The organism is Pseudovibrio ascidiaceicola (genome assembly GCF_900114245.1).
Lineage (GTDB): Bacteria > Pseudomonadota > Alphaproteobacteria > Rhizobiales > Stappiaceae > Pseudovibrio > Pseudovibrio ascidiaceicola.
The window spans coordinates 554,307-577,077 of sequence record NZ_FOSK01000001.1 but is presented as its reverse complement, the minus strand read 5'-3'; the positions used below and the strand labels follow the sequence as shown (position 1 = coordinate 577,077).

Below are 22,771 nucleotides of genomic sequence, written 5' to 3'. Positions count from 1 at the left end.
TGGAATTCATGAGTAAAATCAAATAGACCTATCAAACACGATCACAAAACACCCATAGATTGCTTAATATTTCTAATGCAATCCAAACTTAAGCACTAACGAGCAAACGAAACTGACACTTCCTGGTTGGCTGCAACACCTCTCGCATTGCAAGATGAACGCATAATTAAGGCTTTGGTCCCTCAAAACGGCTATATTGGTGCCATAAAACTTGACGATTTTGCAATTTCGCTCTTAATTGCCCTTTTAATAGCAAAATTGCTGCTTAAATCTCTCAGGTCGGGAGAAAAGCAACAAAAGGAAGCCTTTGCAGATGAATTCAGAACGCTCTACGCAGACAACTGAGCGCCAAGACGTTTCGCCACTTTTGAAACTGGCCCTTGAGCTCGGTCCATTGGGCGTTTTCTTCATCGCCAACTCCAGAGGCGCACAGCTTGCCGAGATGTTTCCTGCACTGGGTGCTCTTGGTCAGCCGATCTTTATTGCGACGGCTGCCTTTATGGTGGCAATCTCCATCTCCCTCACCGTGTCCTACATCCTGACCCGCCATTTACCTGTGATGCCGATGGTGTCTGGTGTTGTGGTGCTCGTGTTTGGCGCACTGACGCTGTATTTGCAGGATGATCTGTTCATCAAGCTCAAGCCCACCATCGTGAACACCTTGTTCGGCTCCATTTTGCTGGGCGGGCTGTTCTTCGGCAAATCTCTGCTGGGCTATGTGTTTGACAGCGCCTTCAAGTTGGATGCTGAAGGTTGGCGCAAGCTGACGATGCGCTGGGGCGTGTTCTTCTTTGTACTGGCGCTGATCAATGAGTTTGTCTGGCGCAATTTCTCAACGGACTTCTGGGTGGACTTCAAAGTTTTCGGTTTCATGCCGATCACCATGGTCTTCACCATGATGCAGCTGCCGCTGATCCAGAAGCACAGCCTTGAGAGCGAAGAGAAGAGCTAAAGCTCCCCCTCTTTCTTACATGCAGACAAAATTAAAGCGCGGTTTGAGCCGCGCTTTTGTATTTCTGTAGCCTAGGCTCTGGATTAGCGCGGTGCGCGCTTTGCCAGGATGCGCTGAAGCGTTCTGCGGTGCATGTTCAGGCGACGGGCTGTCTCTGAAACGTTGCGGTCACACAGTTCGTAAACGCGCTGGATATGCTCCCAACGAACCCGGTCAGCAGACATTGGATTGTCTGGTGGTGGGGCTTTATCGTTTGGACGACGGGTCAACGCTGCCAGAATATCATCGGCATCAGCTGGTTTTGCGAGATAGTCAATGGCACCAAGCTTTACAGCTGTTACAGCGGTTGCGATGTTGCCATAGCCGGTCAGGATGATTGCGCGCGCGTCCGGCTTTTTCATGCGGATGGCTTCAACCACGTCCAGACCACTGCCATCTTCGAGGCGCATGTCTACGACAGCATAATCAGGTGCCTGTGCTGCAACTTTACTCAGCGCTTCTCTCACGCCATCAGCGGTTTCCGTGTGAAACCCTCGTTTCTGCATCGCACGTTCCAAGCGCTGCTGGAAAGCACGATCATCATCGACGATTAGAAGGCGTCCAAGAGGTGCAACTTCTGGTTCTGTCATTTTGCAGGTCCGATTAATCTACGGTATTCACAGGACACTTTAGTATATTTTTCAGTTAAGGGAAGTTCCCATGGGCTTTTATAGCCAGATTTCGCTAAAGTATTTTTACTAGGATACGTAGAGATTTACTCTCAGGTTTCTGGAGTTTGCGCTCCCTGATCCATAGTTTCACGTAGCCAGCGAATATGAACCAAAGCACCGCGGTCGGGATCTTTTCGATTATGAAAATTCACTCTTCCGCCAGAACGCTCCAGCAATGTTTTGGCAATGAAGAAGCCAAGGCCCAGGCCACCACCTGACTGGTGCTCAACTTCTCCATCAAATTCTTCCACGCCGTCCTCTGGGATTGCAGGTGCGGAGCGCTTGGACACATAGGGTTCGCCCATTCTGGCAAGCACGTCCGGCGCAAAGCCTGGTCCGTCATCCAGGATGAAAATCTCGACGTGCTTTTCATCCCACTTCGCTTCGAAAAGAACGGTGGTTTCTGCGAAGTCTACGGCATTTTCGAGCAGGTTGCCGAGGCCATAGCTGATGGCAGCATCACGGACGCCGACTGGCTCTGGTCCAACACCTTCTGCCTTGATCTTAATTTCGATGCCAAGGCCACGGTGCGGCTCTGAGACATCTGCCAGCAGTAGCGAGATTGGCATGCGCTGGAACACCTGATCGGCGTCACTGGACAGGCTTGTGAGCTTCTTCAGGATTTCACGGCAGCGTGCGGCTTGAGAATAAACCAGCTCAGCATCTTCACGCAGCGGGTTGCCCTCTTCAAACTCAGTGGAGAGCTCTTTGGCTGTGAGATAGATCGTGCCCAATGGTGTGCCGAGTTCGTGCGCCGCAGCCGTTGCAAGGCCGTCCAACGCGGACAGGTGCTTTTGGTGAGCCAAGACCATGTCACTGGCGGCCAGCGCGTTGGAGAGCTGGCGAGCTTCCTCAGCAACCCGAAGAGAGTATGTGGCCATGAAGAACATGGAGCACATGAGCGAGAACCAGACGCCGACAAGGTAGAGCGGTGGCAGATCGATCTGCGTACCATCATACCATGGCAGCGGCATGTGAAACGCGGTGAGCAGCGTGACGACTGCTCCGGCCAGCGCGCCGAGAATGATGGTGTTGCGGGAGGAGAGCGCAGTTGCAGACACCACAACAGGCGCAAGAATGAGGAAACAGAACGGATTGCCCAGACCACCGGTGAGGTAGAACAGGCCGCCGAGCTGAATGATATCATAGGCCAGCTGAGCTGCTGCTGCATTTTTGGAGATGCGCGTGCTTGATGGCCAACGGATTTTCAGGATGACATTGAGCCAGGCGGATGCAGCCACCAGAACGTAGCTGTAACCAATGGGCAGTGGGAAGTTGAGCAGATAGTGCACCACAAGCAGAGAGACAGTTTGTCCTGCTACTGCCAACCAGCGCAGACGCACAAGCGTATCCAGCTTGATCTGCGGGTCTAACAGTCGCGACTGCCCTTCCGGTGTGCTTAACATTTAATCTTGCTCCAATATGTCACAGAGGCCCTTCATAAATCACAGGTGATCCACTTGCCAATGGGTTATGTGGCAGAACTATCTTGTTTTGCCGCTGAAATGTTAGCATAGCCTTGTATCCGCCTCTGGGGCATGCTAGCCACCATCTAGTTGCGCAGGTACGGCAAACAAACACTTAAGAGTGACAGTGTGTTGTACCAGTGATTGTTATTGCGACACGGGAAAAACGATATGAGTGAAGCTAATACTGCTGGTGAACAGGGTGAAGCAGCTGCACCAGGCATGAACATCCTGGCTCAGTACATTAAAGACCTTTCTTTTGAAAACCCTAATTCTCCAAAGTCTCTTCAGCCAGGTGAACAGCCTAAGCTGGACATCAACGTAAACGTTGGTGCGAACCCAATTGGCGAAGACCAGTTCGAAGTTATTATTACTCTGAACGCAAAAGCGAACACTCCTGAGCAGGTTCTGTTTGCTGTTGAACTCGTTTACGGTGGCGTATTCCAGATCACCGGTGTTCCTCAGGAGCATATGCACCCGTTCATCCTGATCGAGTGCCCACGCATGCTGTTCCCGTTTGCTCGCAACATCCTTGCAGACACTACACGCAATGGCGGCTTCCCACCACTGCTGCTCGATCCAATCGACTTTGCAGCTCTGTACCGTCAAAACCTCGCTCAGGCTGCTGCTGCTCAGCAGGCACCTGCTGCAGGCGAGAACGGCGAAGCAAAGCCAAACTAAGAATTTTAAGTTTCCGGCACACCGTCGGTACTTTGACAAAGCCACGTTGGATCCCAGCGTGGCTTTTGTTTTGCCTGCAATTCGATATTTCGATCTAGTAAGATATTTATGTTCGCCGCCTAGGATCTCCGCGTTAAACGGATAGAGGCCTCAAGAGACTTAAGATGCGGCATCCAAAACTTCGAAGTATCGCTGGTGCTCTGGGCATTGTTGCCCTCATGATGACACCTGTTGGTTCCCTTGCTCAGGACGAGCCAGAAATTGCCGGTCCAGAAGACTGGCACGCCTACAGCTTTTCTGCTGAGCAGATCACCGGAGACATTATTCTGGCTCCGGGGACGATCGAGATGGGCAAATCTGGAATTCTGACAATTACGGGCGTTGAAGGGTATACCCCCAACCTCTTCTCCTTCACTGGTGCAACGTCACTCGACCTGCCAGAGGGCAAAGTATTCTGCGAAAAAGACGTCGATAAAGGTTTCATGATCATCGATCGATCGCAGCCAGATTTTCTCGTGATTGATGTCTTTGGAGGTGATGTGCCGCCTGAAGCTGGCAAGAGCGTTGATCAGCAAGCCGGGTTCTGCGGTTCGTTTACCTACAACAAGTCGTAGGGCAACCTACGCCCTGACTGTTTCAATCAAGGTAGTTCCAAATGAAAATCAAGATTACTGCTGTCTTTCTGGGCCTGTCTCTCGCGTCTATTCCGCTTGCTTATGCTGGCGAGGCGCCTGATAAAAAATGGGGCGCCTCCAGCACCACCGCGACAAGCATTACCGGTGATATCGTCTTGGGGATGACCTCCATCACTATGGCGACAGGAAGTGTGCTGCATATTAAGCCTGTAACCAGCGACGTTCCCAATCTCTACCGCTTTACGGGCGCTGATATGCTCATGCTGATCCGTGACAACAATCTCTGTTTGCCCGACACGACAGATGGCTACCTCGTTCTCAGCTACCCAAGCAAAAATATGCTGGCAATCGATGTTTTTGACGGAGACATGCCGCCTATGACGGTAGAAGGCATGGAGAGCCAGTCCAATTTCTGCGCTTCATACAGCTATGAAATGCCTAGCTAAAAGCTTCAGATTGTACCTGAGTTAGCGCTGTGCAAAATACGGAGCATTCTGTCGGTTGCACGAGCCTGATATCCGAACCAAAGGCACTAACTTCTATTGGAAATACTGTAAGAGGTATCATGCCGCGCGAGATTTTCTCGTGACTGACCTCTTTGGCGATGATGTGCCACCTAAGGCTGGCAAGAGCGTTTGATCAGGCGAGCACCTTCAGCAAAGAATAAGATGAAAGATTCTGCGGCACGATCTCTGTGGAAGCTTGGTTGCGTTGGCTTTATCTATATGCGAAAAAACGAGAAATCGTTTTATGCGCGGCGCACTTATGCAAAACAAAGCCATCAGCTTTTACAAGAGATATAGTGGTCAATATTCTGAGCAGGAGCTCTTTGATCCGAATTCAATGCCGCTGACGCGCTTTGGTCTCATACGCAAGTATCTGAGCTTTGTGGTTTTCTATGCCTCTTATCCGTATGTAAGTAAATTGGTTGATGCCACAGCTCAAGATAGCTTGTTCATCAACTCAATCTATCTTGGCGGGTACCTTGTTTTAGCTGCCGTTTTATGGCCGAGACGCCTTAATATTTTAGGCTTCCTAACCCGGTATCTCTGCACCTGGGTTGTTGTCGTTTTATATTGGATGCTGATCATTTATCTGGTCTCACCAGACAAGCTCAGATTGTTGGTTGCAGCTTATCCTTGGCTTACCAAGGCGGCCTATTTACCTTTTGCACTTTATGCCTTTCTTATGATCTGGCTGGCTCCTCCTTCCGAGAAACGCACATCAATCCGCAGCCAGCTCCGCGCAATAGGGCTCCGTTAAAGTTTGGCCCCTTATTTCAACTGGTCTTCAATTGCTCTTGAGAAAAGCTAGTCTGTGCTGGAGTTTGTGGCATTCACGTGCTGCGCTCTAACATTTGATTTGAGTAGACTGATGCGATTTGATTGAATCCGGTCACATGGGTCATGCTTTATCTCTTCTCTTGAGGCGGCGGTTTTTCTGCGATGTCTGAAAACGCATACGCACAAGAAGTTTGTTACAATTTGCGCGGTGGGAACCGGGCATTGCTGATGGATGCGTTTGCCACTGTTCGCAAAGAGAATTTCCTTTTCCCTCCTCCCTGGCGTGTAGCCATCACAACGCAGGGATATGGCCGCAGGGCGGTTCTGGAGGATCCTGAGGACCTTTATCAGGACATGCTGGTAGAGCTTGTGCACGAGGCCAATATCAATACTGGTCAGCCGTCTTTATGGGCGCAGATCTTCAACTGGTCAGATCTCAAACCGGGTATGGCAGTTTTTGAATCAGGCTCTGGTCTTGGTTATTTCACTGCCATCATTGCTCATGTGGTTGGTGCAGAGGGGTCTGTCTATTTCGATGAGCCGCATGACAAACTGTATGACGCGTGTCGTGAGAATCTGGCATCCATTGCGAACGTTCATGCAGACTACAGAGGCGCGCCGTTAGATCGGGTCTACCTTTGCTATGGTACAACAACAATCCCAGCCCAGCTTTATCGCAACACCAAGCTGCGGGGGCAAATCGTGTTTCCCTTTACCAATGACTGGGGGCATGGCTTCTTTATCAGCTTGAAGAAGAAAAAGAAGGCGTGTGAGCTGAAGGTCAGCTCCCCGTGTGCCTTTGTCGTCAGCCACACATACAAGAACAGTCCGTTTACAGACGATTTTGGCGAGCTCCATGACATGACGGTGGACATCAGCGTGGTTGAGCAAGCGCTGAATGATGACGTGCTGGATGTGGCGAAAATGATCCATCTGGCACTTGAAGCCAAGTCGAATTCATAGAGCACATCGCCCTCCAAAATCTTTAGTGGAGCGAATTCTTATGGTTTGATTGAAGCCAATCAGACACAAGGTACTTCAGCCATTATGCCGCATGGGAATCCTGCTTGCCAAACACCCGGCAGCTCTATAAGCTCAATGATGTTGCACAAGAGTGTGATGCCCGAAACGTAACCAAAGGAGGTGTTTGATGATTGTAATAAAGGTGCCTCAGGCAGGTTCGTTTAAATAGGCAACACGCCTTACCTGCCTGACCCACTTTGGGGTCCGTATGCGATGGCTACGGGGACCCCTTGGTGCTGTTCTATTTCAGGCAGATAAATGTCCCATAAATTGATTGAGCTGGGTTGGTCCGCTCATTTTATGATGCAGCTTCGCGATGACGAGCTGCAAACCCTTTCTGTTGCGCGCGTTACTCAGGTTCATAGAAACCAGATGGTCGCCATCAGCAGCGAGGGAGAGTTTTCTTTGAGCGTCCCAGGCCATGGGTCTACCGGCTCTTATGCAGTTGGTGACTGGGTCATCTATGATTCTCAGTTTCAGGTTACACGTGTTCTTGATCGCCTCACTGTCGTGGAACGACGGGCAGCAGGCGAAGACGCACGGACGCAGCTGATTGCGGCTAATCTGGATGTGCTGTTCATTACCACCTCCTGCAACAAAGACTTCAACATTGCACGCCTTGAGCGGTATCTGGCCGTTGCCCAGCAAGCGGGTATTCAACCTGTTGTATTGTTGACCAAAGCCGATTTAGTGGAAGACACGCGGGACTTCGAAGTCCAGGTGCAGAAGATTGACCCTTTATTGCCCGTCGTCGCGCTGGATACCCGTGATCCCTCTCAAATCACGCCGCTCTTTGACTGGTGGAAAGCCGGGCAAACAGCTGCTTTGGTTGGGTCTTCTGGTGTTGGTAAGTCGACCATTCTCAACAGTTTGAGCGGTTCTTCGGCCAAAACCTCTGGCATTCGTGAAGATGATGCCAAGGGTCGGCACACAACGACGGCACGATGCCTTTACCCCATTGGTGAAGGACGTTGGCTTATGGACACCCCGGGCATGCGTGCTTTGAGGCTCTATGAGGTTTCTGAAGGTGTTTCGGCTGTGTTTCAGGATCTTGTTGATCTTGCTGAAGAATGCCGGTTTGGTGATTGCAGCCATGAAGCAGAGCCGGGTTGTGCCATCCAAACCGCGATTGAGGCGGGTGAGCTGGATGCAGCACGATTGAAACGCTGGCAGAAGCTGGTGCGGGAAGAGCAATACAACAGTGAGACTGTTGCTCAGTCCCGGTCCCGATCAAAGAATTTCTCGAAAATGGTCAAACGCGTGCAAAGCGGGAGCCGGCATATGAAAGGCGACGCCTGACACTCATCGTATGTGCTCCCGTAGATGCTCGTTTGCGGGAGCGCATTCTTACAGTTTACTTCCGTTTTCAGGGGGAGCCGACCCACGAATTTGGCAGTTTCCGTAGGTCGGCCAGATGTCCTTGAAGTGTTGTGTTGAGGCAACTTCAAGGACCTCGGGAGGTTTGTCCACTCGGTGGATATGCTGTCTGACCGAAGTGGTGACGCTCACCTTTTTTTCAACCGAATGCAGTGCTGCAATACCGTATTCGGCGTGGCAGCCTTGTTTGTGCGGCTGCTATAGATTGAGTGTTGCGCGGATCCATGAAACAAGCTGTCCTATAAAGAACAGCGCGAGATTTTTTTTTGGGCTAGGCGCTCACCGCGAAGCAGTGGAAGCTGGACACAGATTCGGGATTATCCGTCGTACAGCAGGGCTTTAGAGCACCCTGTGTTTATTTGCGTTCACGCATCACGCTCTGACATCTTTGTTGGGACAAACTCTTATTGTTTGACTAAATCCAATCAAACAGAAGACGCTTTAGGCAACTCAACAAGGAAGGTTGTTTCTACACGGTCCGATAAAAATGTGAGAGAACCGTAGTGGGATTTCACCATGGATTGTACGATGCCGAGGCCCATCCCGGTACCGCCTTCTGAGCGGCGGGTTGTGAAGAACAGGTCAAAAATTTTCCCTGCATTCCCCTCAGAAATCCCGCTTCCATTGTCGCAAATGTAGAATCGCAGGGATGTCGGCGTTTCTTCGATTTGGATAGTAACTTTCGTCGCGCCGTGGTTGATCGCATTTTCCACCAGGTTGAAGAAGATGATTTCTGCATTTTCAACCGTGATTGGCAATTGGACCGAAGACTGGCTCTCACGTTTTACTTCAAGGCTAGCATATTGATTTTGCAGGTGGTTGAGCAGGTTTTCCAGATCCAACTGACCCGTTGATTTCGGGTTATCTGCACGCGCCAGATGACGCAAGCGATCCAGCAGAGCTGTCACCCTGTCAGAATCCTTGAGGATGTTGTTCAGGAAGCGGTCTCGCTGTTCCTTTGACATGTCCTCTCCAGACTCCAAGAGCAGCTCTACTGCGCCCTTGGTTGCCGTGATCGGAGATTTCAGTTCATGTGCTGCGTGTGAGGCAAACGTGGAGATGTAGTCTGCCCTCTCGGATATCTTGCGTGCCATGGACAGGAAGCTATCGGCTAGCGAGGCAAACTCACGTGTACCGTTGTGCTTGAGCGGTGCGATTGCATTTGCATCACCTGTACTGATCCGCTGTGTGCGTTCTATGAGGTCGTGGATTGGTTTTGTAATCACCCGCAGGAACACAAAGCCAATCAGCGCTGTCACCAGCAATGTGAACGCGCTTGCTATGGCAACAATTTCCCATTGCTTGAAGAGCTGGCGCATGGTGTTGCTTGGGGTTCTGGACGCGTAAATCACGCCGACAACCTTGTTCTGCAACATGACTGGCATTGCGGAGAAAATACGCGTTGCGGTTCCACGGCTTAAGGATGAGAACGCCGGAGCCGGTTCGTCTGAAATTCGTTCTCGCAATACGCTTTTGTATTCACCTGAAAGGGCAGCGCGGACTTCTTCAATATGGTTCAGTGAGAGCCCCAGTTCACTGCGCCCAGCGATAACATTTCCTTTGTGGTCTAATACCCGGAAACCAGCCAGAGTGACCTTTTGAGTTTCAACCAGCAACGGAGACAGGCGGCTCCCGATCTCTTGCATAATTTCGCTTGATGGATTGGCAGCAGGACGCGCTCTTGCACGACGTGGGTATGTTTTTGCAGAAAACAGATAGTTACGGGGTGCAATAGGTTTGTAGGGGCCATTTTCAATGGAGATGGCCGGTTCAACCTCAGCAAACTCACCGAGTTCTACCTCCTCTTGCTCGGCCACCATACGAGACATGACGGCAGACAGGACAGCACTTTGGGCAATCAGCGCATTTTCCGTTTGCTGGAAAATCTGATGCTCGAAGATGCGAAAGAACAGAATGATTGCGAATGGCAGCAGGAGCACGCTCAGCAACACGGCAACAACAACCATGCTTAGGGTCGGGCGCCACTTTTTACGTGTTATGGCAGCCTTCATGATGCTGCAGACATAGCTGCCAATCGAAACCCGACGGCATGAACGGTTTCGATTAAATTGGGAGCGCCAGCATTCGTCAGTTTCGAGCGCAAATTGCGGATGTGGCTGTCGATGGTGCGATCGGAGACATGGATGTTTGGCGGGTATGCCAGATCTATGATCTTGTCGCGTGAGAACGTCATTCTTGGACGCTCGAGAAACAGTTTCAGGATCTCAAACTCGATTGATGTCAGCTCCACAGGGTACCCGCGATACGTCACGGATCGATACGCAGCATCCAGCAGCACGCCTCCGGCCTCTCGTTGCGCAGGGCTTGTTGGCTCTGCGATCTTGGGGCCTTTCGTTCTCTTCAGGATCGCACCAATCCGCGCGACCAGTTCTCTTGGGCTGAATGGCTTGGTGACGTAGTCATCACCGCCCATCTCCAAACCGAGGATCCTGTCAATTTCTTCATCACGCGCTGACAGGAACAGGATCGGCACTTCTGAGTGCTTGCGGATTTCCCGGCAGACCTCAAAGCCATCCATCTCTGGCATACCAATATCAAGGATAATGAGGTCTACCGGCTCGCTCCTGAAACGGGCAACGGCCTCAAACCCATCTTGAGCAACACTTGCTTTGTAATTGGCTTTTTCAATTGCGAAGGTGATGACATCGCGAATATGAGCGTCATCATCAACTACCAGAATATTTTGCATTATCAGAGGCCCGGATCATCACGATATCGAGTTTTACTGTCGCTCGGTTCGGTTTGCAACTTGGTTGGGGCTTGTGGTTCGACCGGGACTTGCTTCTTGGCAATGGGTTTCGATTTGGTGGGCATCGGGTTGCTTCGGAGATAGTTGACAAGAAGCTGATTTCTCAGGCTCCAAAGGCGCCAGTTTTCTATCTCTCGGAGTGAACGGTTTGCCAGGGAAAAACGCGCTTTTGATAACTCTAAAATTTCCTGAGTTGTGCGGAGGCTATCATTTTCTAGATCCTTGCGGATTTCAGCATCAATTGCCGGGATTGCCTGTGGCCCCAAATTGATCAGATACCATGTATCGAACCGTTTATTTTGGGCGTGGTTTACATTGTAGTGTGCGATGAAACCTGCGGTATTTGAAAGGCTGATGATGTAAAGCACGCCGACGGCAGTGAGGATATTTACCTTCAGCAACCAACTGTTGTCACGGTTCTGAGCAAGCTTCACGATAATGGTGAGAACACCAACTAATACCAAAGCCACCCCAATTATCGCAAGGAGGCGTAAGTAGGTCATTGCGTAGACGTCGACATAATTGGTGAGGCGAGCAATACACGAGACGACAAGCAGAGCTGTTTGAACTGTCCATGTGAGCAAGAGCACTTTGATTAACTTGGATTTTGCGGTTGGCGCACCAGATCGACTGGCAATCAAGACAAAGAGAGCAGCAAGAAGGGCTGCGATAATAAGAGTGTACACGCCCTTATGTGCATAGTTTGCATAGGTCGTGCCAACAGGTAATTCCTGAGAGCCCCACAGATAGAATGCGTCAAGCACGGATTGTACTGCAAAGAGGCCATTGAAAAGCACCAAGGACCGCACAACAGCTTTGTAACCAAAAATATCGTCCGTCAGTGTCCGGTAAGATTGGTTCGCTTCCAGCTCAGTTGCTTGTTTGACCTGTAGCTTTGCTTTCTCGGTTTTCAGTTTTCGTTTGAATTTCACTCGCAGAAACGGCCAGATGAGTGCGAAGGCAATGCTCCAGAATACAATGCGGGCGAAATCAAGTTTTTCAAAAAACTTGCCCAACTGGATATTGAGCAACCATTGCTCGATGACCGGGTTGGAAGAGCTGAACAGGTAGAGGAAGACTGGGAACAGCGTTAGGGGCAGAAACCACGCAAACGCCAGTTTTGCATAGTTGGGCATGACTCGCTTACGCCGTTTCACACGTCCCAGCGTGATCATGTCCTTCACAAAGCCCAGCGGCCAACGGCGCAGGAAAATAAGCAGAGCTTTCACCATCTTCAAATTGAAGGCATTTACGCGCAAGTTCATAATCAATGCGCACATGGCGAGTGCTAAGACTGCGATCAGCCCGCTGAGGAAGTCCCAGTGAAGCACACTTGGCGCAACACCAACAATCACCGTCAGGACTGCGATCCATGCACGGTGGGCGCTCGCCCTGCCCGCGCCTGCCAGCATGATTGCAAAGGCAACCGCCACGATGAAGATGCTGAAGCCGATTTCTGCACGGTGGCCAAAGAACAGGAAATCTGCGAGCAGGCAGAGCCCCAGACCGAGGATTAGACGCGCTTGAATGCCGAGAACAGGCATCCATGATGGCATCTGCATACGAGAGGTCGATAACATTGATTTTGCCCCAAAATCACTTGAAAGAATGAAGTTGAGGGAGATCTACAGAGCCTGATTGCAGGGAGTTGGGCAAAACACATGAGATCGCGTGCAGATTTGTGCAGTTTTTGTGCAGGCAGCCTGCACTGATGCGCAGACTGCCTTGGGGTTGCTGTGTAAGCCTGTCTAAGCCGCTTTGATGTCACCCAGGAACTGATCAATTTCCGTACGGAGGTGGTCTGCTTCGGTGCGGAGTTCTTCGGAAGCAATCAGGACTTGCTTGGAGGTTACGCCGGTCTGGATGGCGGCTTCGTTCACTTTGGAGATGTTTTCCGTAACCTCCGCCGTTCCGCCTGCGACTTCGCTGACGTTGGTTGCAATCTCCTGCGTGGCGAACTTTTGCTCGCTAATGGCGCTGGAGACGGCACTGGCACGTTCATCGATCTCGCGGATAATCTTATCGATGTCTTCCATTGCAGTGAGAGAGCCCTCTGTTGCGCGTTGGATATCTGCAATCTCATTGCGGATCTGCTCAGTGGCATGTGAGGTTTGTTCTGCCAGCGACTTCACCTCACTTGCCACCACAGCAAAGCCCTTGCCTGCAACCCCTGCCCGTGCAGCCTCAATTGTGGCGTTAAGTGCGAGCAGATTGGTTTGTTCAGCAATGTCTGTGATGATGCTGACCACATCCCCCACGCTTTGCGCAGCCTTGCGCAGTTCTGCGGCATCAGAGTTGGCACTATGCACTTGCTCCACGGCTTCTGACGCCGCTTTTCGGCAATGGTGCATTTGATTGCCGATTTCGGCGACGGAACTGTCTAGTTCCTCTGTTGCCGAGGCGACGGACTGGACACTGCGGGACGCTTCTTCAGCCGCTGAAGCAACAGCTTTGGACTGGGAGCTTGTGAGCTCGGAGATATTCGACATTTCCTGCGAGGAGAACTGCATGGTCTGCGAGTTACGGCCCATGGTTTCCAGCACGTATGAGACAGCTTGCTCAAAGTCAGCGATACGCCCCTCCAGAAACTCGGCACGCTCGAGCTGAACCGCGTGCTGAGTGTCTTGCTCCTGCTTGAGATCACGCGCCAGGATCATGTTTTCCTGAAACACGGATACCGCCTTGATCATCTGGCCGACTTCGTTTTTGGCAGGCTTTGGCAGTTTGATGTTGAGGTCACCGCTCGCCAGTTGTTCCATGGCTTCAATGATACCAGCGAAAGAACGTTGGATGGATTTGATAAGGATGAGGGACATCAAGAGCACCAAAAGGAAGGCAACCGCAGCGATGCTCATGTGCAGGGTCAAGCGTCCGTTCGCATTTGCCTGAAGTTGCTTAGTGTCAGCAATCAGGCTTGACGCTATGATATTTTCCAATGTCTTGAGCTGGTTGATCTTCTGGGACGCCGTCTCAAACCATTCCGGACCGCTGATCATTTCCAAGGCGGTCGTGGAGTTCGCCTCGCCCAGCGCGATATTGCGATAGGTGTTTAACTTCGTATTGGCAGCCCCTTTTTGCACCTTTGTGAAGTCTGCAAAAATCTCTGATGTGGCGTAGGTCTGGAAGATATGGGTAAAGGCCTCTTGTTCCACGATCAGCTTTTGGAATTTCTTTAAAGCGGCAGGCGGGAACGCGTTGCTGGCAAAACCTGCTGCACCAACTGCCCGTTCCAGTCCAGCCCGTTCCTTTGCCAGCAGGAAAGCGTGATAGCTCACGATGCGGTCTACGATCTGCGCATTGGGGCTGAGCTCGCTCATGGAGCCGATGATATCCAGCTTATCGGAGTTGAGCTGGGTGTAGAAACTGACGGCCTCTCCCAACTGAACATTAAGAGAATCTACCTCAGCACGCATGGCAGGTGTCTTTTGCAGTTCCGTGTTGATGCCTTCCAGATCCGCTGCAAATTCTGGCTGATAGATGGTCAGGTCGAAACCTTTTAGGAACTGCAAGTAGTCGATGCGCGCTGTATCGGTTGCCCGGCGCTGGTCTTTCAGATCACCAGCAAACTGCTGGCCCTTGCTGGCGAGGAACAAGGCAGTGGCCCCACGCTCCTTTTGCTGTTCATGCACAAGACTGCCGATTTTGACAGAAAGGCGGGTGAGCTGAGAAAGCGCTGCCAGCTTCTGCTCATCCTCGGTGTCTACCTTGATGAGCTGATAGAGAAAAACGAGAGCTGCAATACTTGGAATAACTGAGAGCAGTGTAATGGTATGAACAATTCTGAGCTTAGCTAAATATGCAAACATGATAATATGGGTCCGCTGAAATCTAGCTAAGCATTTTCCCTTGTTTATTTACGGCTAGTTAACGATACAGGGGCGATTTCATGCATGTGGGCAGCATTTGAAATCGTATGAAAGCTACATTCCCGATAGAGCCTTGTTCAGAAGTTCCTTTTCTGGAAATTAGTTCCTTTTGTTAATCAGATAAAAAATTTTAGTTATTTCGTATATTCTTAAAAAAGAAATATTAGTAAATTGATTAATCAGATCAGCAATTAGTCATAAAAAATCTACCAACCAAGTGAAGATTCGAAATTTAATATCAAAACAAGACCGCCTATACATTCTGATTAAGCGTTTTACTTAGATTAAGAGAATGCTCGACTTACGTTGCGTAGCATTCGCCAGGAAATGAACTTGTGGGCTGGGCCAACAGGCAGCATGTAGAGGTTTCCGAACCAGTTGTGAGTGATGACTGAGGACGTGATGCGCACCAGCGTCCCTTCATCTGCAGCATCGACACTGAGAGTGGTCATGACTGAGAGGTGCCTGTCTCTTGAGGTGAGCACCAATTCACGATCCTCGATATGCTCCACCAAGAAGAAGTCGAGATGTTCTCCCACAACCGGTGGTGTGATCGTGCGTTTGTCTCCAAACCCCTTGATCTTTGTTACGCCCGCGAGCGCAGAGATTTGGTCCCGCACCCAAAATGCTGCACCTAGCCAAGCAGAGCGTTTGCTGAACAGGGCACGGTAGACCTCAAATGCGGTTGGCTGTGCATTTATGTTCAGAGAGTTGACGTGATAGAAGCTAAGCTCTTCGCGTGGAGCGACCAATTGAGGGGTCGGGAGAGATGAGGCCTCCAGCATATCTGAAGCTCCTTATAATACTGCTATTCCTAATGGGACATGTTCTTTAGGGTAATCTAAAGTGCTTTTACGGGCAACGGACTAGGTCCTGTTATGCGACTGGTCTTAAACTGTTATAAAATATTTCCCAGGCCATACTCTCGCCTTATGATTGCAGCACACTTTTTCATGCACCAGTTCGGTGTTTCTATTTTCATATTACTGGCAGACCACGTTGGGTCCTGAGATCACTTTGGGGAGTGAAGCTCAGCAAGACAGGCCTTTTTGTGTAACACCGTACGCTTGGTGTGTCTGCTATCGGGGGATTTTATGAAGTCTGGTTTGCTTCGTGTTGCTATTGGATGTTCCGTTCTTTTCACTGCTCAGGCCGCTTTTGCATCAGGCCTTTATCTTGTGCGTGAAGACGGCAGTGAAATCACGGTTTATCTGAAATCACAAAGCCCGAAAGATGCAACGGACCTTCTGGTTCTCATTCAGGGCTCTGACTGCAACAGCGTTGCACATAATACCCTGATCAACGAGCAGTTCTCGCAGGTTCTGCCTGATGCAGATGTTCTGACCGTTGAAAAGTATGGCATCACCCCGGATCTCACATGGGATCGCAATGATGAGCGTGCGGACTGCCCAGCGGATTACATCGAGAATGATTCACCGGAACGCCGGACAGCAGATTACATCAAGACTATCAATCAGCTGAAAGAAGGCGGGACTTACGAACGCGTGTTTCTGCTGGGTGGCAGTGAAGGTGCTGTCGTGGCCAATTTGATTGCTGCAAAAACTAATTTTGTGACGGCCAGTGTTGCTCTGAATGGTGGGGGGCGTCACTTTATTGACGATATCCTGCACAACATGAAGTCCAGCGGCATGCCTGATGAGGCTTTCAAAGAAGCGTCAGAAGGGTTCCAAGGCTTTGCGCAGCAGGTTACCGCAAGCAAGCCGTTTGAAGTCAACATGAGTGGGCACGGCTATAACTGGTGGAACACCATGCTGAAGCTAGATCAGCTGGAGATTCTGGCTCAGGTTGAGAACCCTGTTTTGATTGTGCAAGGTGGACAAGACCAGAGCGTTTCTCCTAAGGCAGTTGAGGAGCAGATTGCGAAACTCGCGGAGTTGAGCAAAACCAATATCACCTACAAATCCTATCCGGATATGACCCACTCCTTTAAAGGGGCTGAAGGGGAGAGCGCGGTCGGCCAAGTCATCACGGATGTTAAAGGGTGGTTGTCGCAACTGGACTGATCCACCGAAGGGCAGTTTTCTGCCCTTTTCTTTTGTGGAGGGGGATGGATTGCCAGCTAGCAGGGTTGCTGCTTAATGCAGTTCCAGTTTCGCCTTGGCGCTATCCTGCGAGTGACACACACCATCGCGTTTCATTTTACGCTCGCACTGACGCTGGGAGGCAGGGGTAAACTTTGGCTTCCACGCGCGGACAACTTCTTTAAATTCTGCGAGGAACAGTTTGAGTTCTGTGGCATCAAGCTCTTCAAGAGCGACGCAGGAAACAACGGCAGGCTGGCCAAGGGCAACACGAATGAAGGTAAAGCGGTTCTTTGCGGTGTGGTTCTCGTGCAGCATCTGAACCATGACATGCTGCGGTACGTCGGCATCCTCTGAGAGGTAGGCCATCATCTTCAGGCGCTTGTCGCAGGCCCGCATGTGGATCTCAATATCATCGGCATTCAGCGTACACTCACCGTCTGTATTAAAGACAGGTGCTTCCATGCCGCCATCCGATGCAACCTTATTCATAAGTGTTTGCGGTGTCATATTCTGCAAGACAGACCATCCAATCCATTTGTTTCTATAGTGGCAGAAAATATCGAATTTTCTCCTAAGAGCTCCCCGTTTTTGAGGCAGGAAGTTCTCGTCACCACTATGAATTGGAATAAGGGCAGAAACTGTCTTCTATGAGACACAAAGCCGTGATGGGCGTGCGGAAATCGTCAATCTTACCACCTAAATAACGCCGCTGTGATCTGGGCTGACCCGCAAAACTGCGAGGGCAGTCGTATAAGTTGTGAGATTTGAAAAGCACAACCCAACCTGATCACATCTGCTAAACTCGGCGTCAGAGGGTATGGATAAGTGTTGAAAGGCGCTTTTGTGCCCGATGCATCACTTTATTCGTGCCCGGGCATGCTCTTTTCAGATCAACATCTTGGAGATGATATTGATGTTCTGGTCCTGATGATTTGCCTGTAACGCTTCAATTCCGGCTCGCATGCCTTTGACCAGAGTGTCGACGGACATGCTTGGAGCACCGAGGTTTTGGATCATAGCAGCAACCTCTGGCAAATGAGGCAGGTGCACCCAACCAGCCCGAACCGGGAGATTGTGTTTCACGATGTGGTGCAAGACACCGTACATGAGATGATTGCAACAGAACGTGGCAGCTGAGTCCGAGATATCCGTTGGTACCCCAGCATCCCGCATGGCTTGTGTCATGGCGCGCAGAGGAACAGTTGCGTAGTAGCCAACCGGCCCATCTGGCACGGTCAACTCGCCCTGAAGTGTGACACCTGCGGTGTCGGTTACGCCGTAACGGGCACAGTCGTTGAGGTTTTGTGCGAGGCGCTCCAGAGTGATCATGGAGCGACCACCATATTCGCCCAGCATTAGGACAGAGCTGGGTTTCAGCTCTTCCATGGCGGCCACGGTTTCTTCTATGCAGTGAAAATAGCTGCCGGAGACGATGCGAGAGACAATCTTAGCACCAGCGATCTCTTCACCATCCAGCGCCAGCGCAAGCTTTTCTGCCGGATTGGTAGGCGTATTGGCATACGCGCCAAAGCCTGTGATGAGAATAGTTTCCATAAAATGCGCTCCCTCTCGTGCAGATCGCGCAAATGGTACCCAGAGCAGCTTAAGCCTTTGTTCAAGAGACAAAGACAGATGAAGCAAAAAGAGCCTCTGCATGACAGAGGCTCACGAGTTTGTGCAGTTTGGGCCTTACAGAGCGCTCTCGATCTCAGCGACCACAGCTTCAGCTGCTGCGCGGGGGTCTTCAGCGCGGTAGATTGGCCGGCCGATGACGAGGTAGTCGGACCCTGCTTTGATGGCATCGTATGGGGTCATGACGCGACGCTGATCACCAGCATCTGCACCTTTAGGGCGTACGCCTGGGGTCACGATGCAGAGCTTATCGCCAACTTTGGCGCGCATGGCAGCGGATTCCATTGGCGAGCAGACGATGCCGCCGACACCTGCGGTAACCGCATCAAGAGCGCGCTGTTCCACCAAGGTTGCTGTTGGGCCGACATAACCTGCGTCTTTGAGGTCTTGCTCATCCATTGAGGTGAGCACGGTAACGCCTAGCAGGCAGAGGTCTTTGTTGCCGACTTCTTCCAATGCCCTTACGGCTGCGCGCATATTTTTCGGGTAAGCGTGCACGGTCATGAACTTCATGCCCATTTTTGCGACGTTTTTCACTGCGCTGGTGATGGTGTTGTCAATATCCAGGAGCTTCACATCCAGAAAGATGGAGTGCCCTTCCTTCGCCATTTCTTCAGCGAACTGAAGACCTCCTGCGAACTGGAGTTGCATGCCGATTTTGTAAGTGCCTACAAGCCCTTGTGTTTGCTTGACGAGCTGGCGGGCCTCATCAACTGTTGGAACATCCAGAGGGAGGATCAGGCGATCAACTGCATTTGCTGGGCGATAAGACATGCGAGGCTCCAAATATCTGCTAGATAAACGGCTCAGTTCCTAACAGTTTGTGCCGAGAAATACCAGAGGGAGTAGCAGATCCTAGCTTTTTCATCTTTGGGTATTTTCAGCGATCCCTTAGCCTGTTAAAACGGCGCGTCTTTAAATGCTTGTGCAGGGGTTTTGCACGAGTATAAGGACTATAAACTTATCAAGGGACATCCCATGCGTCAGGCCACTATTGCCCGCGGCACAAAAGAAACGACGATCTCTGTTTCCATCAATCTGGATGGCACAGGCAAGTACGACATCAAAACCGGTGTTGGTTTCTTTGATCATATGTTGGAACAGCTTTCCCGACATTCGCTCGTGGACATGACGATCCGCGCAGATGGTGACACCCATATTGACGACCACCACACCACCGAGGATGTGGGCATTGCTCTGGGGCAAGCGTTTAAAGAAGCGCTTGGCGACATGAGCGGCATCACCCGCTATGCAGACACGCACCTTGCGATGGATGAAGCCCTGACCCGCGTGGCTCTGGATGTCTCCGGTCGTCCTTTCCTTGTCTGGCAGGTAGACTTCCCAAGGGACAAGGTTGGCACGTTTGATGTTGAGCTTTTTGAGGAGTTCTTCCGTGCGTTTGCCATGAATGCAGGTTTTACACTGCACATTGCAAACCTATATGGCACCAATTGCCATCATATTGCGGAAACATGCTTTAAAGCAGTTGCGCGTACTGTACGCACAGCTATCGAACCAGATCCACGCCAGAGTGGACGCGTGCCAACTACAAAAGGTCAGCTTGGCGGCTAACCTTTTCGGCCCGCAGCTCTGTTTGTTCAGGGAGAATGCAATTGGCTGTCTATTATGTCATGACCGAACCAGGGGTTTCACTTGACCACCTGAGGGACGAGGACGCACGAAACATCAAGTTCGTGAAAGACGGTTTCTCGTGGTGGGCGATGCTCTTCCCTCTCCTCTGGTCTTTGTACAACCGGATGTGGCTGGTCTTCCTCGGTTATCTGGCAGCAATCATTGCGCTGGTGTTTATTGCTGAAGCCTTTGGGTCGACCACTGGCGGCTTTATCACCGTGCTGGCCACTTTGTTTTTTGCGATGGAAGCCGGGTTCTTGAAAAGCTGGAGCCTGCGCCGCAAAAACTGGCAGACTGTCGGGTTTATCACTGCCGCCAATCTGGATGAGGCAGAAATTCGTTTCTTTGACCGCGTTTCCAAAGCCAAAAGTGAAGTGCGGCTTCCACAGGGGCCAATGGCTCCACAAACCAGCGACACTGACGTCGTTGGAATGACACTCAAGCGATAACAGGAGTTTCTTCATGAGTGTGGCAATTATTGATTATGGTTCTGGCAACTTGCGCTCCGCAGCAAAAGCGTTTGAGCATGCAGCCCATAACCATCATCATACTCATGAGGTGACGGTAACTTCTGATCCTTCAGTTGTTGCCAAGGCTGACCGCATTGTGCTGCCAGGCGTGGGCGCTTTTGCCGATTGTCGTCGTGGCCTGCAGGCTGTTGGCGGTATGGAAGAGGCGTTGGCGGAAGCTGTGCTGACCAAAGGCAAACCTTTCATGGGGATTTGCGTGGGTATGCAACTGTTGGCGACTCGCGGGCTTGAATTTGAGAAAGCCGAGGGGCTGGACTGGATCAGTGGTGACGTCACTGCGATGAAACCAGCTAATCCTGAGCTGAAAATTCCTCACATGGGCTGGAACACCATCAACGTTACCGGTGATGAGCATCCGGTGCTTGAAGGCATCAATACCGGCGGTGATGGCCTGCACGCTTACTTCGTGCACTCCTATCACTTTGCGACCGCGAACCCTGAACACCGTTTGGCAAGCTTTGACTATGCGGGTGAGTTCACTGCGATGGTTGGACGAGACAACATGGTCGGCACGCAGTTTCACCCGGAAAAGAGCCAGAAGCTCGGCCTCTCTTTGATTTCCAATTTCCTGAGCTGGGCGCCGTAACGGCTGCCCGCTTTCAGTGACACAGACAAGTCCAAGGACAGAACTATGATTATTTTTCCAGCGATTGACCTTAAAGGCGGCCAGTGCGTTCGTTTGAAACTGGGCGACATGGATCAGGCAACCGTGTTTAACGATGACCCAGGTGCGCAGGCAAAGGCGTTTCAGGATCAAGGCTTTGAATGGCTGCACGTTGTTGACCTTGATGGCGCGTTTGCGGGTGAAACCAAAAACGGCGCAGCTGTTGATGCGATCCTTGCCAGTACCACCAACCCTGTTCAACTGGGCGGCGGTATCCGCACCATGGAGCACATCGACAACTGGCTGGCCAAAGGTGTTGCACGTGTCATTCTCGGCACCGTAGCTCTGCGTGACCCTGAGCTGGTGAAGGAAGCTTGCAAGAAGTACCCTGATCGCATTGCTGTTGGTATCGACGCAAAAGGCGGCAAGGTTGCCGTTGAAGGCTGGGCAGAGACCTCTGAACTGACCGTGATTGAACTGGCAAAGCAGTTTGAAGATGCTGGCGTTGCTGCAATCATCTACACCGACATTGACCGCGATGGCGTGCTGAAAGGCCTGAACATCGAGAGTACTTTGGAGCTTGCCAATGCAGTGAGCATTCCGATTATTGCGTCCGGTGGTCTGGCAGATATCAAGGACATTGAGCGTCTGGTGCAAACGGATTGCGATATTCTTGAGGGCGCGATTTCTGGTCGTGCCTTGTACGACGGTCGTCTTGACCCTGCTGAAGCACTTAATCTGATCAAGAAAAGCCGTGAGGGCCTCGCATGACCCTGAAGGCACGCATTATTCCATGCCTTGATGTGAAGGATGGCCGTGTTGTGAAAGGCGTCAACTTTGTTGACCTGATCGATGCTGGCGACCCTGTTGAGGCAGCTAAAGCTTATGACGCAGCTGGTGCAGATGAGCTGACGTTCCTTGACATTACAGCCTCCAGCGACAACCGCGACACCATCTATGATGTTGTGCAACGCACTGCGGAAGCCTGCTTTATGCCAGTGACCGTAGGCGGCGGTGTGCGCACTGTTGAAGACATCCGCAAACTACTGATCGCCGGGGCTGACAAAGTTTCAATCAACACTGCAGCGGTGAAAAATCCTGAGTTTATTCGGGAAGCAGCTCAGAAATTTGGCAGCCAGTGTATTGTTGTCAGCATTGATGCCAAGCGCGTTTCGGCTGAAGGCGAAGAAGAGCGCTTTGAGATATTCACACATGGTGGCCGTACGCCAACCGGCATTGATGCTGTTGAGTTCGCTCGTAAGGCAGTGGATCTGGGCGCTGGTGAGTTGCTTGTTACATCTATGGACCGTGATGGCACGCAAGAGGGCTACAATTTGCCGCTTACCCGTGCAATTGCGGATGCTGTACATGTACCTGTGATCGCCTCCGGTGGGGTTGGAACTCTGGATCATCTGGTTGAGGGTGTTCGTGACGGACACGCGACTGCTGTGCTTGCTGCTTCAATCTTCCATTTTGGGACTTACAGCATTGAAGAAGCCAAGCAACACATGGCAGATGCTGGAATTCCTATGCGTCTGGATAAGTAAATTTCGCTCAGGTATTCA

Annotated in this window: 23 protein-coding genes; 13 read left to right on the top strand and 10 right to left on the bottom strand. The window is 51.1% G+C overall.

Annotated features, from left to right (window positions below; all coding sequences use genetic code 11):
• Nucleotides 1-313: 313 nt before the first annotated feature.
• Nucleotides 314-952: a septation protein A gene (locus BM231_RS02765; RefSeq protein ID WP_063309173.1), complete on the top strand. Its 639-nt coding sequence runs from the start codon at nucleotides 314-316 to the stop codon at nucleotides 950-952.
• A gap of 83 nt (nucleotides 953-1,035) precedes the next feature.
• Here BM231_RS02765 and BM231_RS02760 read toward each other — a convergent pair whose 3' ends face one another.
• Together BM231_RS02760 and BM231_RS02755 are read right to left on the bottom strand one after the other, a co-directional pair.
• Nucleotides 1,036-1,581 (bottom strand): ActR/PrrA/RegA family redox response regulator transcription factor, encoded by a 546-nt coding sequence (locus BM231_RS02760; RefSeq protein ID WP_057463014.1) that lies wholly within the window; start codon nucleotides 1,579-1,581, stop codon nucleotides 1,036-1,038.
• A 131-nt stretch (nucleotides 1,582-1,712) separates the two neighbouring features.
• Entirely contained in the window at nucleotides 1,713-3,068 is a 1,356-nt protein-coding gene (locus BM231_RS02755; protein ID WP_093516541.1) for an ActS/PrrB/RegB family redox-sensitive histidine kinase, read from the bottom strand.
• A 231-nt stretch (nucleotides 3,069-3,299) separates the two neighbouring features.
• Here BM231_RS02755 and secB point away from each other — a divergent pair, with 231 nt between their 5' ends.
• From secB to rsgA, 6 genes are all read left to right on the top strand, one after another.
• The gene (gene secB, locus BM231_RS02750; RefSeq protein WP_063294263.1) at nucleotides 3,300-3,809 is read left to right on the top strand and encodes a protein-export chaperone SecB; all 510 of its coding nucleotides are present in this window, start codon (nucleotides 3,300-3,302) and stop codon (nucleotides 3,807-3,809) included.
• Between the two features lie 164 nt (nucleotides 3,810-3,973).
• Nucleotides 3,974-4,423: a hypothetical protein gene (locus BM231_RS02745; protein WP_063309146.1), complete on the top strand. Its 450-nt coding sequence runs from the start codon at nucleotides 3,974-3,976 to the stop codon at nucleotides 4,421-4,423.
• A gap of 41 nt (nucleotides 4,424-4,464) precedes the next feature.
• Nucleotides 4,465-4,890 carry a hypothetical protein gene (locus BM231_RS02740; protein WP_093516539.1) on the top strand — a complete coding sequence of 142 codons (426 nt, stop codon included), beginning with the start codon at nucleotides 4,465-4,467 and terminating at the stop codon, nucleotides 4,888-4,890.
• Between the two features lie 304 nt (nucleotides 4,891-5,194).
• A complete protein-coding gene (locus BM231_RS02735) occupies nucleotides 5,195-5,707 on the top strand; it encodes a hypothetical protein (protein ID WP_063309144.1) in 513 nt (170 codons plus the stop codon).
• Between the two features lie 182 nt (nucleotides 5,708-5,889).
• Nucleotides 5,890-6,690, top strand: coding sequence for a protein-L-isoaspartate O-methyltransferase (locus BM231_RS02730; RefSeq protein WP_093516537.1), 801 nt, complete (start codon nucleotides 5,890-5,892; stop codon nucleotides 6,688-6,690).
• Nucleotides 6,691-7,008: 318 nt separating this feature from the next.
• Nucleotides 7,009-8,049 (top strand): ribosome small subunit-dependent GTPase A, encoded by a 1,041-nt coding sequence (gene rsgA / locus BM231_RS02725; protein ID WP_093516535.1) that lies wholly within the window; start codon nucleotides 7,009-7,011, stop codon nucleotides 8,047-8,049.
• A gap of 503 nt (nucleotides 8,050-8,552) precedes the next feature.
• On the opposite strand, the gene BM231_RS02720 is transcribed toward rsgA, so the two are convergent.
• From BM231_RS02720 to BM231_RS02700, 5 genes are all read right to left on the bottom strand, one after another.
• The gene (locus BM231_RS02720) at nucleotides 8,553-10,139 is read right to left on the bottom strand and encodes a sensor histidine kinase (protein WP_093516533.1); all 1,587 of its coding nucleotides are present in this window, start codon (nucleotides 10,137-10,139) and stop codon (nucleotides 8,553-8,555) included.
• The gene (locus tag BM231_RS02715; RefSeq protein ID WP_093516531.1) at nucleotides 10,136-10,837 is read right to left on the bottom strand and encodes a response regulator transcription factor; all 702 of its coding nucleotides are present in this window, start codon (nucleotides 10,835-10,837) and stop codon (nucleotides 10,136-10,138) included. Before BM231_RS02715 ends, BM231_RS02720 begins: the two co-directional genes overlap by 4 nt.
• 2 nt (nucleotides 10,838-10,839) lie before the next feature.
• A complete protein-coding gene (locus BM231_RS02710; RefSeq protein ID WP_208860010.1) occupies nucleotides 10,840-12,477 on the bottom strand; it encodes a DUF4153 domain-containing protein in 1,638 nt (545 codons plus the stop codon).
• Nucleotides 12,478-12,645: 168 nt separating this feature from the next.
• Nucleotides 12,646-14,703, bottom strand: coding sequence for a methyl-accepting chemotaxis protein (locus BM231_RS02705; RefSeq protein ID WP_093516529.1), 2,058 nt, complete (start codon nucleotides 14,701-14,703; stop codon nucleotides 12,646-12,648).
• Nucleotides 14,704-15,047: 344 nt separating this feature from the next.
• Nucleotides 15,048-15,548: a DUF2867 domain-containing protein gene (locus BM231_RS02700; protein WP_093516526.1), complete on the bottom strand. Its 501-nt coding sequence runs from the start codon at nucleotides 15,546-15,548 to the stop codon at nucleotides 15,048-15,050.
• Nucleotides 15,549-15,857: 309 nt separating this feature from the next.
• Between BM231_RS02700 and BM231_RS02695 the strand changes: the two genes are divergently transcribed.
• Complete coding sequence (locus tag BM231_RS02695) at nucleotides 15,858-16,787, top strand: alpha/beta hydrolase family protein (protein WP_093516524.1); 930 nt, start codon at nucleotides 15,858-15,860, stop codon at nucleotides 16,785-16,787.
• A gap of 72 nt (nucleotides 16,788-16,859) precedes the next feature.
• On the opposite strand, the gene BM231_RS02690 is transcribed toward BM231_RS02695, so the two are convergent.
• The 3 genes from BM231_RS02690 to pyrF all read right to left on the bottom strand — a co-directional run bounded on the left by BM231_RS02690 (nucleotide 16,860) and on the right by pyrF (nucleotide 19,214).
• On the bottom strand, nucleotides 16,860-17,297 hold the full coding sequence (locus BM231_RS02690; RefSeq protein ID WP_139226331.1) for a type III secretion system chaperone: 438 nt from the start codon (nucleotides 17,295-17,297) through the stop codon (nucleotides 16,860-16,862).
• A gap of 396 nt (nucleotides 17,298-17,693) precedes the next feature.
• Nucleotides 17,694-18,362 (bottom strand): pyroglutamyl-peptidase I, encoded by a 669-nt coding sequence (gene pcp / locus BM231_RS02685; protein WP_093516520.1) that lies wholly within the window; start codon nucleotides 18,360-18,362, stop codon nucleotides 17,694-17,696.
• A gap of 135 nt (nucleotides 18,363-18,497) precedes the next feature.
• The gene (pyrF, locus tag BM231_RS02680) at nucleotides 18,498-19,214 is read right to left on the bottom strand and encodes an orotidine-5'-phosphate decarboxylase (RefSeq protein ID WP_093516518.1); all 717 of its coding nucleotides are present in this window, start codon (nucleotides 19,212-19,214) and stop codon (nucleotides 18,498-18,500) included.
• A gap of 204 nt (nucleotides 19,215-19,418) precedes the next feature.
• Here pyrF and hisB point away from each other — a divergent pair, with 204 nt between their 5' ends.
• Genes hisB through hisF form a run of 5 tightly spaced genes read left to right on the top strand, consistent with a single transcriptional unit; the run spans nucleotide 19,419 to nucleotide 22,753 of the window.
• Entirely contained in the window at nucleotides 19,419-20,012 is a 594-nt protein-coding gene (gene hisB, locus BM231_RS02675; RefSeq protein ID WP_008548769.1) for an imidazoleglycerol-phosphate dehydratase HisB, read from the top strand.
• 35 nt (nucleotides 20,013-20,047) lie between these two features.
• Nucleotides 20,048-20,521, top strand: coding sequence for a DUF2628 domain-containing protein (locus tag BM231_RS02670; protein ID WP_093516516.1), 474 nt, complete (start codon nucleotides 20,048-20,050; stop codon nucleotides 20,519-20,521).
• A 13-nt stretch (nucleotides 20,522-20,534) separates the two neighbouring features.
• On the top strand, nucleotides 20,535-21,188 hold the full coding sequence (hisH, locus tag BM231_RS02665; protein WP_093516514.1) for an imidazole glycerol phosphate synthase subunit HisH: 654 nt from the start codon (nucleotides 20,535-20,537) through the stop codon (nucleotides 21,186-21,188).
• 45 nt (nucleotides 21,189-21,233) lie between these two features.
• Nucleotides 21,234-21,977 (top strand): 1-(5-phosphoribosyl)-5-[(5-phosphoribosylamino)methylideneamino]imidazole-4-carboxamide isomerase, encoded by a 744-nt coding sequence (hisA, locus tag BM231_RS02660; protein WP_093516512.1) that lies wholly within the window; start codon nucleotides 21,234-21,236, stop codon nucleotides 21,975-21,977.
• Nucleotides 21,974-22,753: an imidazole glycerol phosphate synthase subunit HisF gene (gene hisF / locus BM231_RS02655; RefSeq protein ID WP_057463033.1), complete on the top strand. Its 780-nt coding sequence runs from the start codon at nucleotides 21,974-21,976 to the stop codon at nucleotides 22,751-22,753. The genes hisA and hisF overlap by 4 nt, the downstream gene beginning before the upstream one ends.
• Nucleotides 22,754-22,771: the final 18 nt, after the last annotated feature.

Excerpts from the sequence above, each read along its gene's own strand:
- BM231_RS02765 (WP_063309173.1), top strand. The coding sequence starts at position 314 with ATGAATTCAGAACGCTCTACGCAGACAACTGAGCGCCAAGACGTTTCG.
- BM231_RS02760 (WP_057463014.1), bottom strand. The coding sequence starts at position 1,581 with ATGACAGAACCAGAAGTTGCACCTCTTGGACGCCTTCTAATCGTCGAT.
- BM231_RS02755 (WP_093516541.1), bottom strand. The coding sequence starts at position 3,068 with ATGTTAAGCACACCGGAAGGGCAGTCGCGACTGTTAGACCCGCAGATC.
- secB (WP_063294263.1), top strand. The coding sequence starts at position 3,300 with ATGAGTGAAGCTAATACTGCTGGTGAACAGGGTGAAGCAGCTGCACCA.
- BM231_RS02745 (WP_063309146.1), top strand. The coding sequence starts at position 3,974 with ATGCGGCATCCAAAACTTCGAAGTATCGCTGGTGCTCTGGGCATTGTT.
- BM231_RS02740 (WP_093516539.1), top strand. The coding sequence starts at position 4,465 with ATGAAAATCAAGATTACTGCTGTCTTTCTGGGCCTGTCTCTCGCGTCT.
- BM231_RS02735 (WP_063309144.1), top strand. The coding sequence starts at position 5,195 with ATGCGCGGCGCACTTATGCAAAACAAAGCCATCAGCTTTTACAAGAGA.
- BM231_RS02730 (WP_093516537.1), top strand. The coding sequence starts at position 5,890 with ATGTCTGAAAACGCATACGCACAAGAAGTTTGTTACAATTTGCGCGGT.
- rsgA (WP_093516535.1), top strand. The coding sequence starts at position 7,009 with ATGTCCCATAAATTGATTGAGCTGGGTTGGTCCGCTCATTTTATGATG.
- BM231_RS02720 (WP_093516533.1), bottom strand. The coding sequence starts at position 10,139 with ATGAAGGCTGCCATAACACGTAAAAAGTGGCGCCCGACCCTAAGCATG.
- BM231_RS02715 (WP_093516531.1), bottom strand. The coding sequence starts at position 10,837 with ATGCAAAATATTCTGGTAGTTGATGATGACGCTCATATTCGCGATGTC.
- BM231_RS02710 (WP_208860010.1), bottom strand. The coding sequence starts at position 12,477 with ATGTTATCGACCTCTCGTATGCAGATGCCATCATGGATGCCTGTTCTC.
- BM231_RS02705 (WP_093516529.1), bottom strand. The coding sequence starts at position 14,703 with ATGTTTGCATATTTAGCTAAGCTCAGAATTGTTCATACCATTACACTG.
- BM231_RS02700 (WP_093516526.1), bottom strand. The coding sequence starts at position 15,548 with ATGCTGGAGGCCTCATCTCTCCCGACCCCTCAATTGGTCGCTCCACGC.
- BM231_RS02695 (WP_093516524.1), top strand. The coding sequence starts at position 15,858 with ATGAAGTCTGGTTTGCTTCGTGTTGCTATTGGATGTTCCGTTCTTTTC.
- BM231_RS02690 (WP_139226331.1), bottom strand. The coding sequence starts at position 17,297 with ATGAATAAGGTTGCATCGGATGGCGGCATGGAAGCACCTGTCTTTAAT.
- pcp (WP_093516520.1), bottom strand. The coding sequence starts at position 18,362 with ATGGAAACTATTCTCATCACAGGCTTTGGCGCGTATGCCAATACGCCT.
- pyrF (WP_093516518.1), bottom strand. The coding sequence starts at position 19,214 with ATGTCTTATCGCCCAGCAAATGCAGTTGATCGCCTGATCCTCCCTCTG.
- hisB (WP_008548769.1), top strand. The coding sequence starts at position 19,419 with ATGCGTCAGGCCACTATTGCCCGCGGCACAAAAGAAACGACGATCTCT.
- BM231_RS02670 (WP_093516516.1), top strand. The coding sequence starts at position 20,048 with ATGCAATTGGCTGTCTATTATGTCATGACCGAACCAGGGGTTTCACTT.
- hisH (WP_093516514.1), top strand. The coding sequence starts at position 20,535 with ATGAGTGTGGCAATTATTGATTATGGTTCTGGCAACTTGCGCTCCGCA.
- hisA (WP_093516512.1), top strand. The coding sequence starts at position 21,234 with ATGATTATTTTTCCAGCGATTGACCTTAAAGGCGGCCAGTGCGTTCGT.
- hisF (WP_057463033.1), top strand. The coding sequence starts at position 21,974 with ATGACCCTGAAGGCACGCATTATTCCATGCCTTGATGTGAAGGATGGC.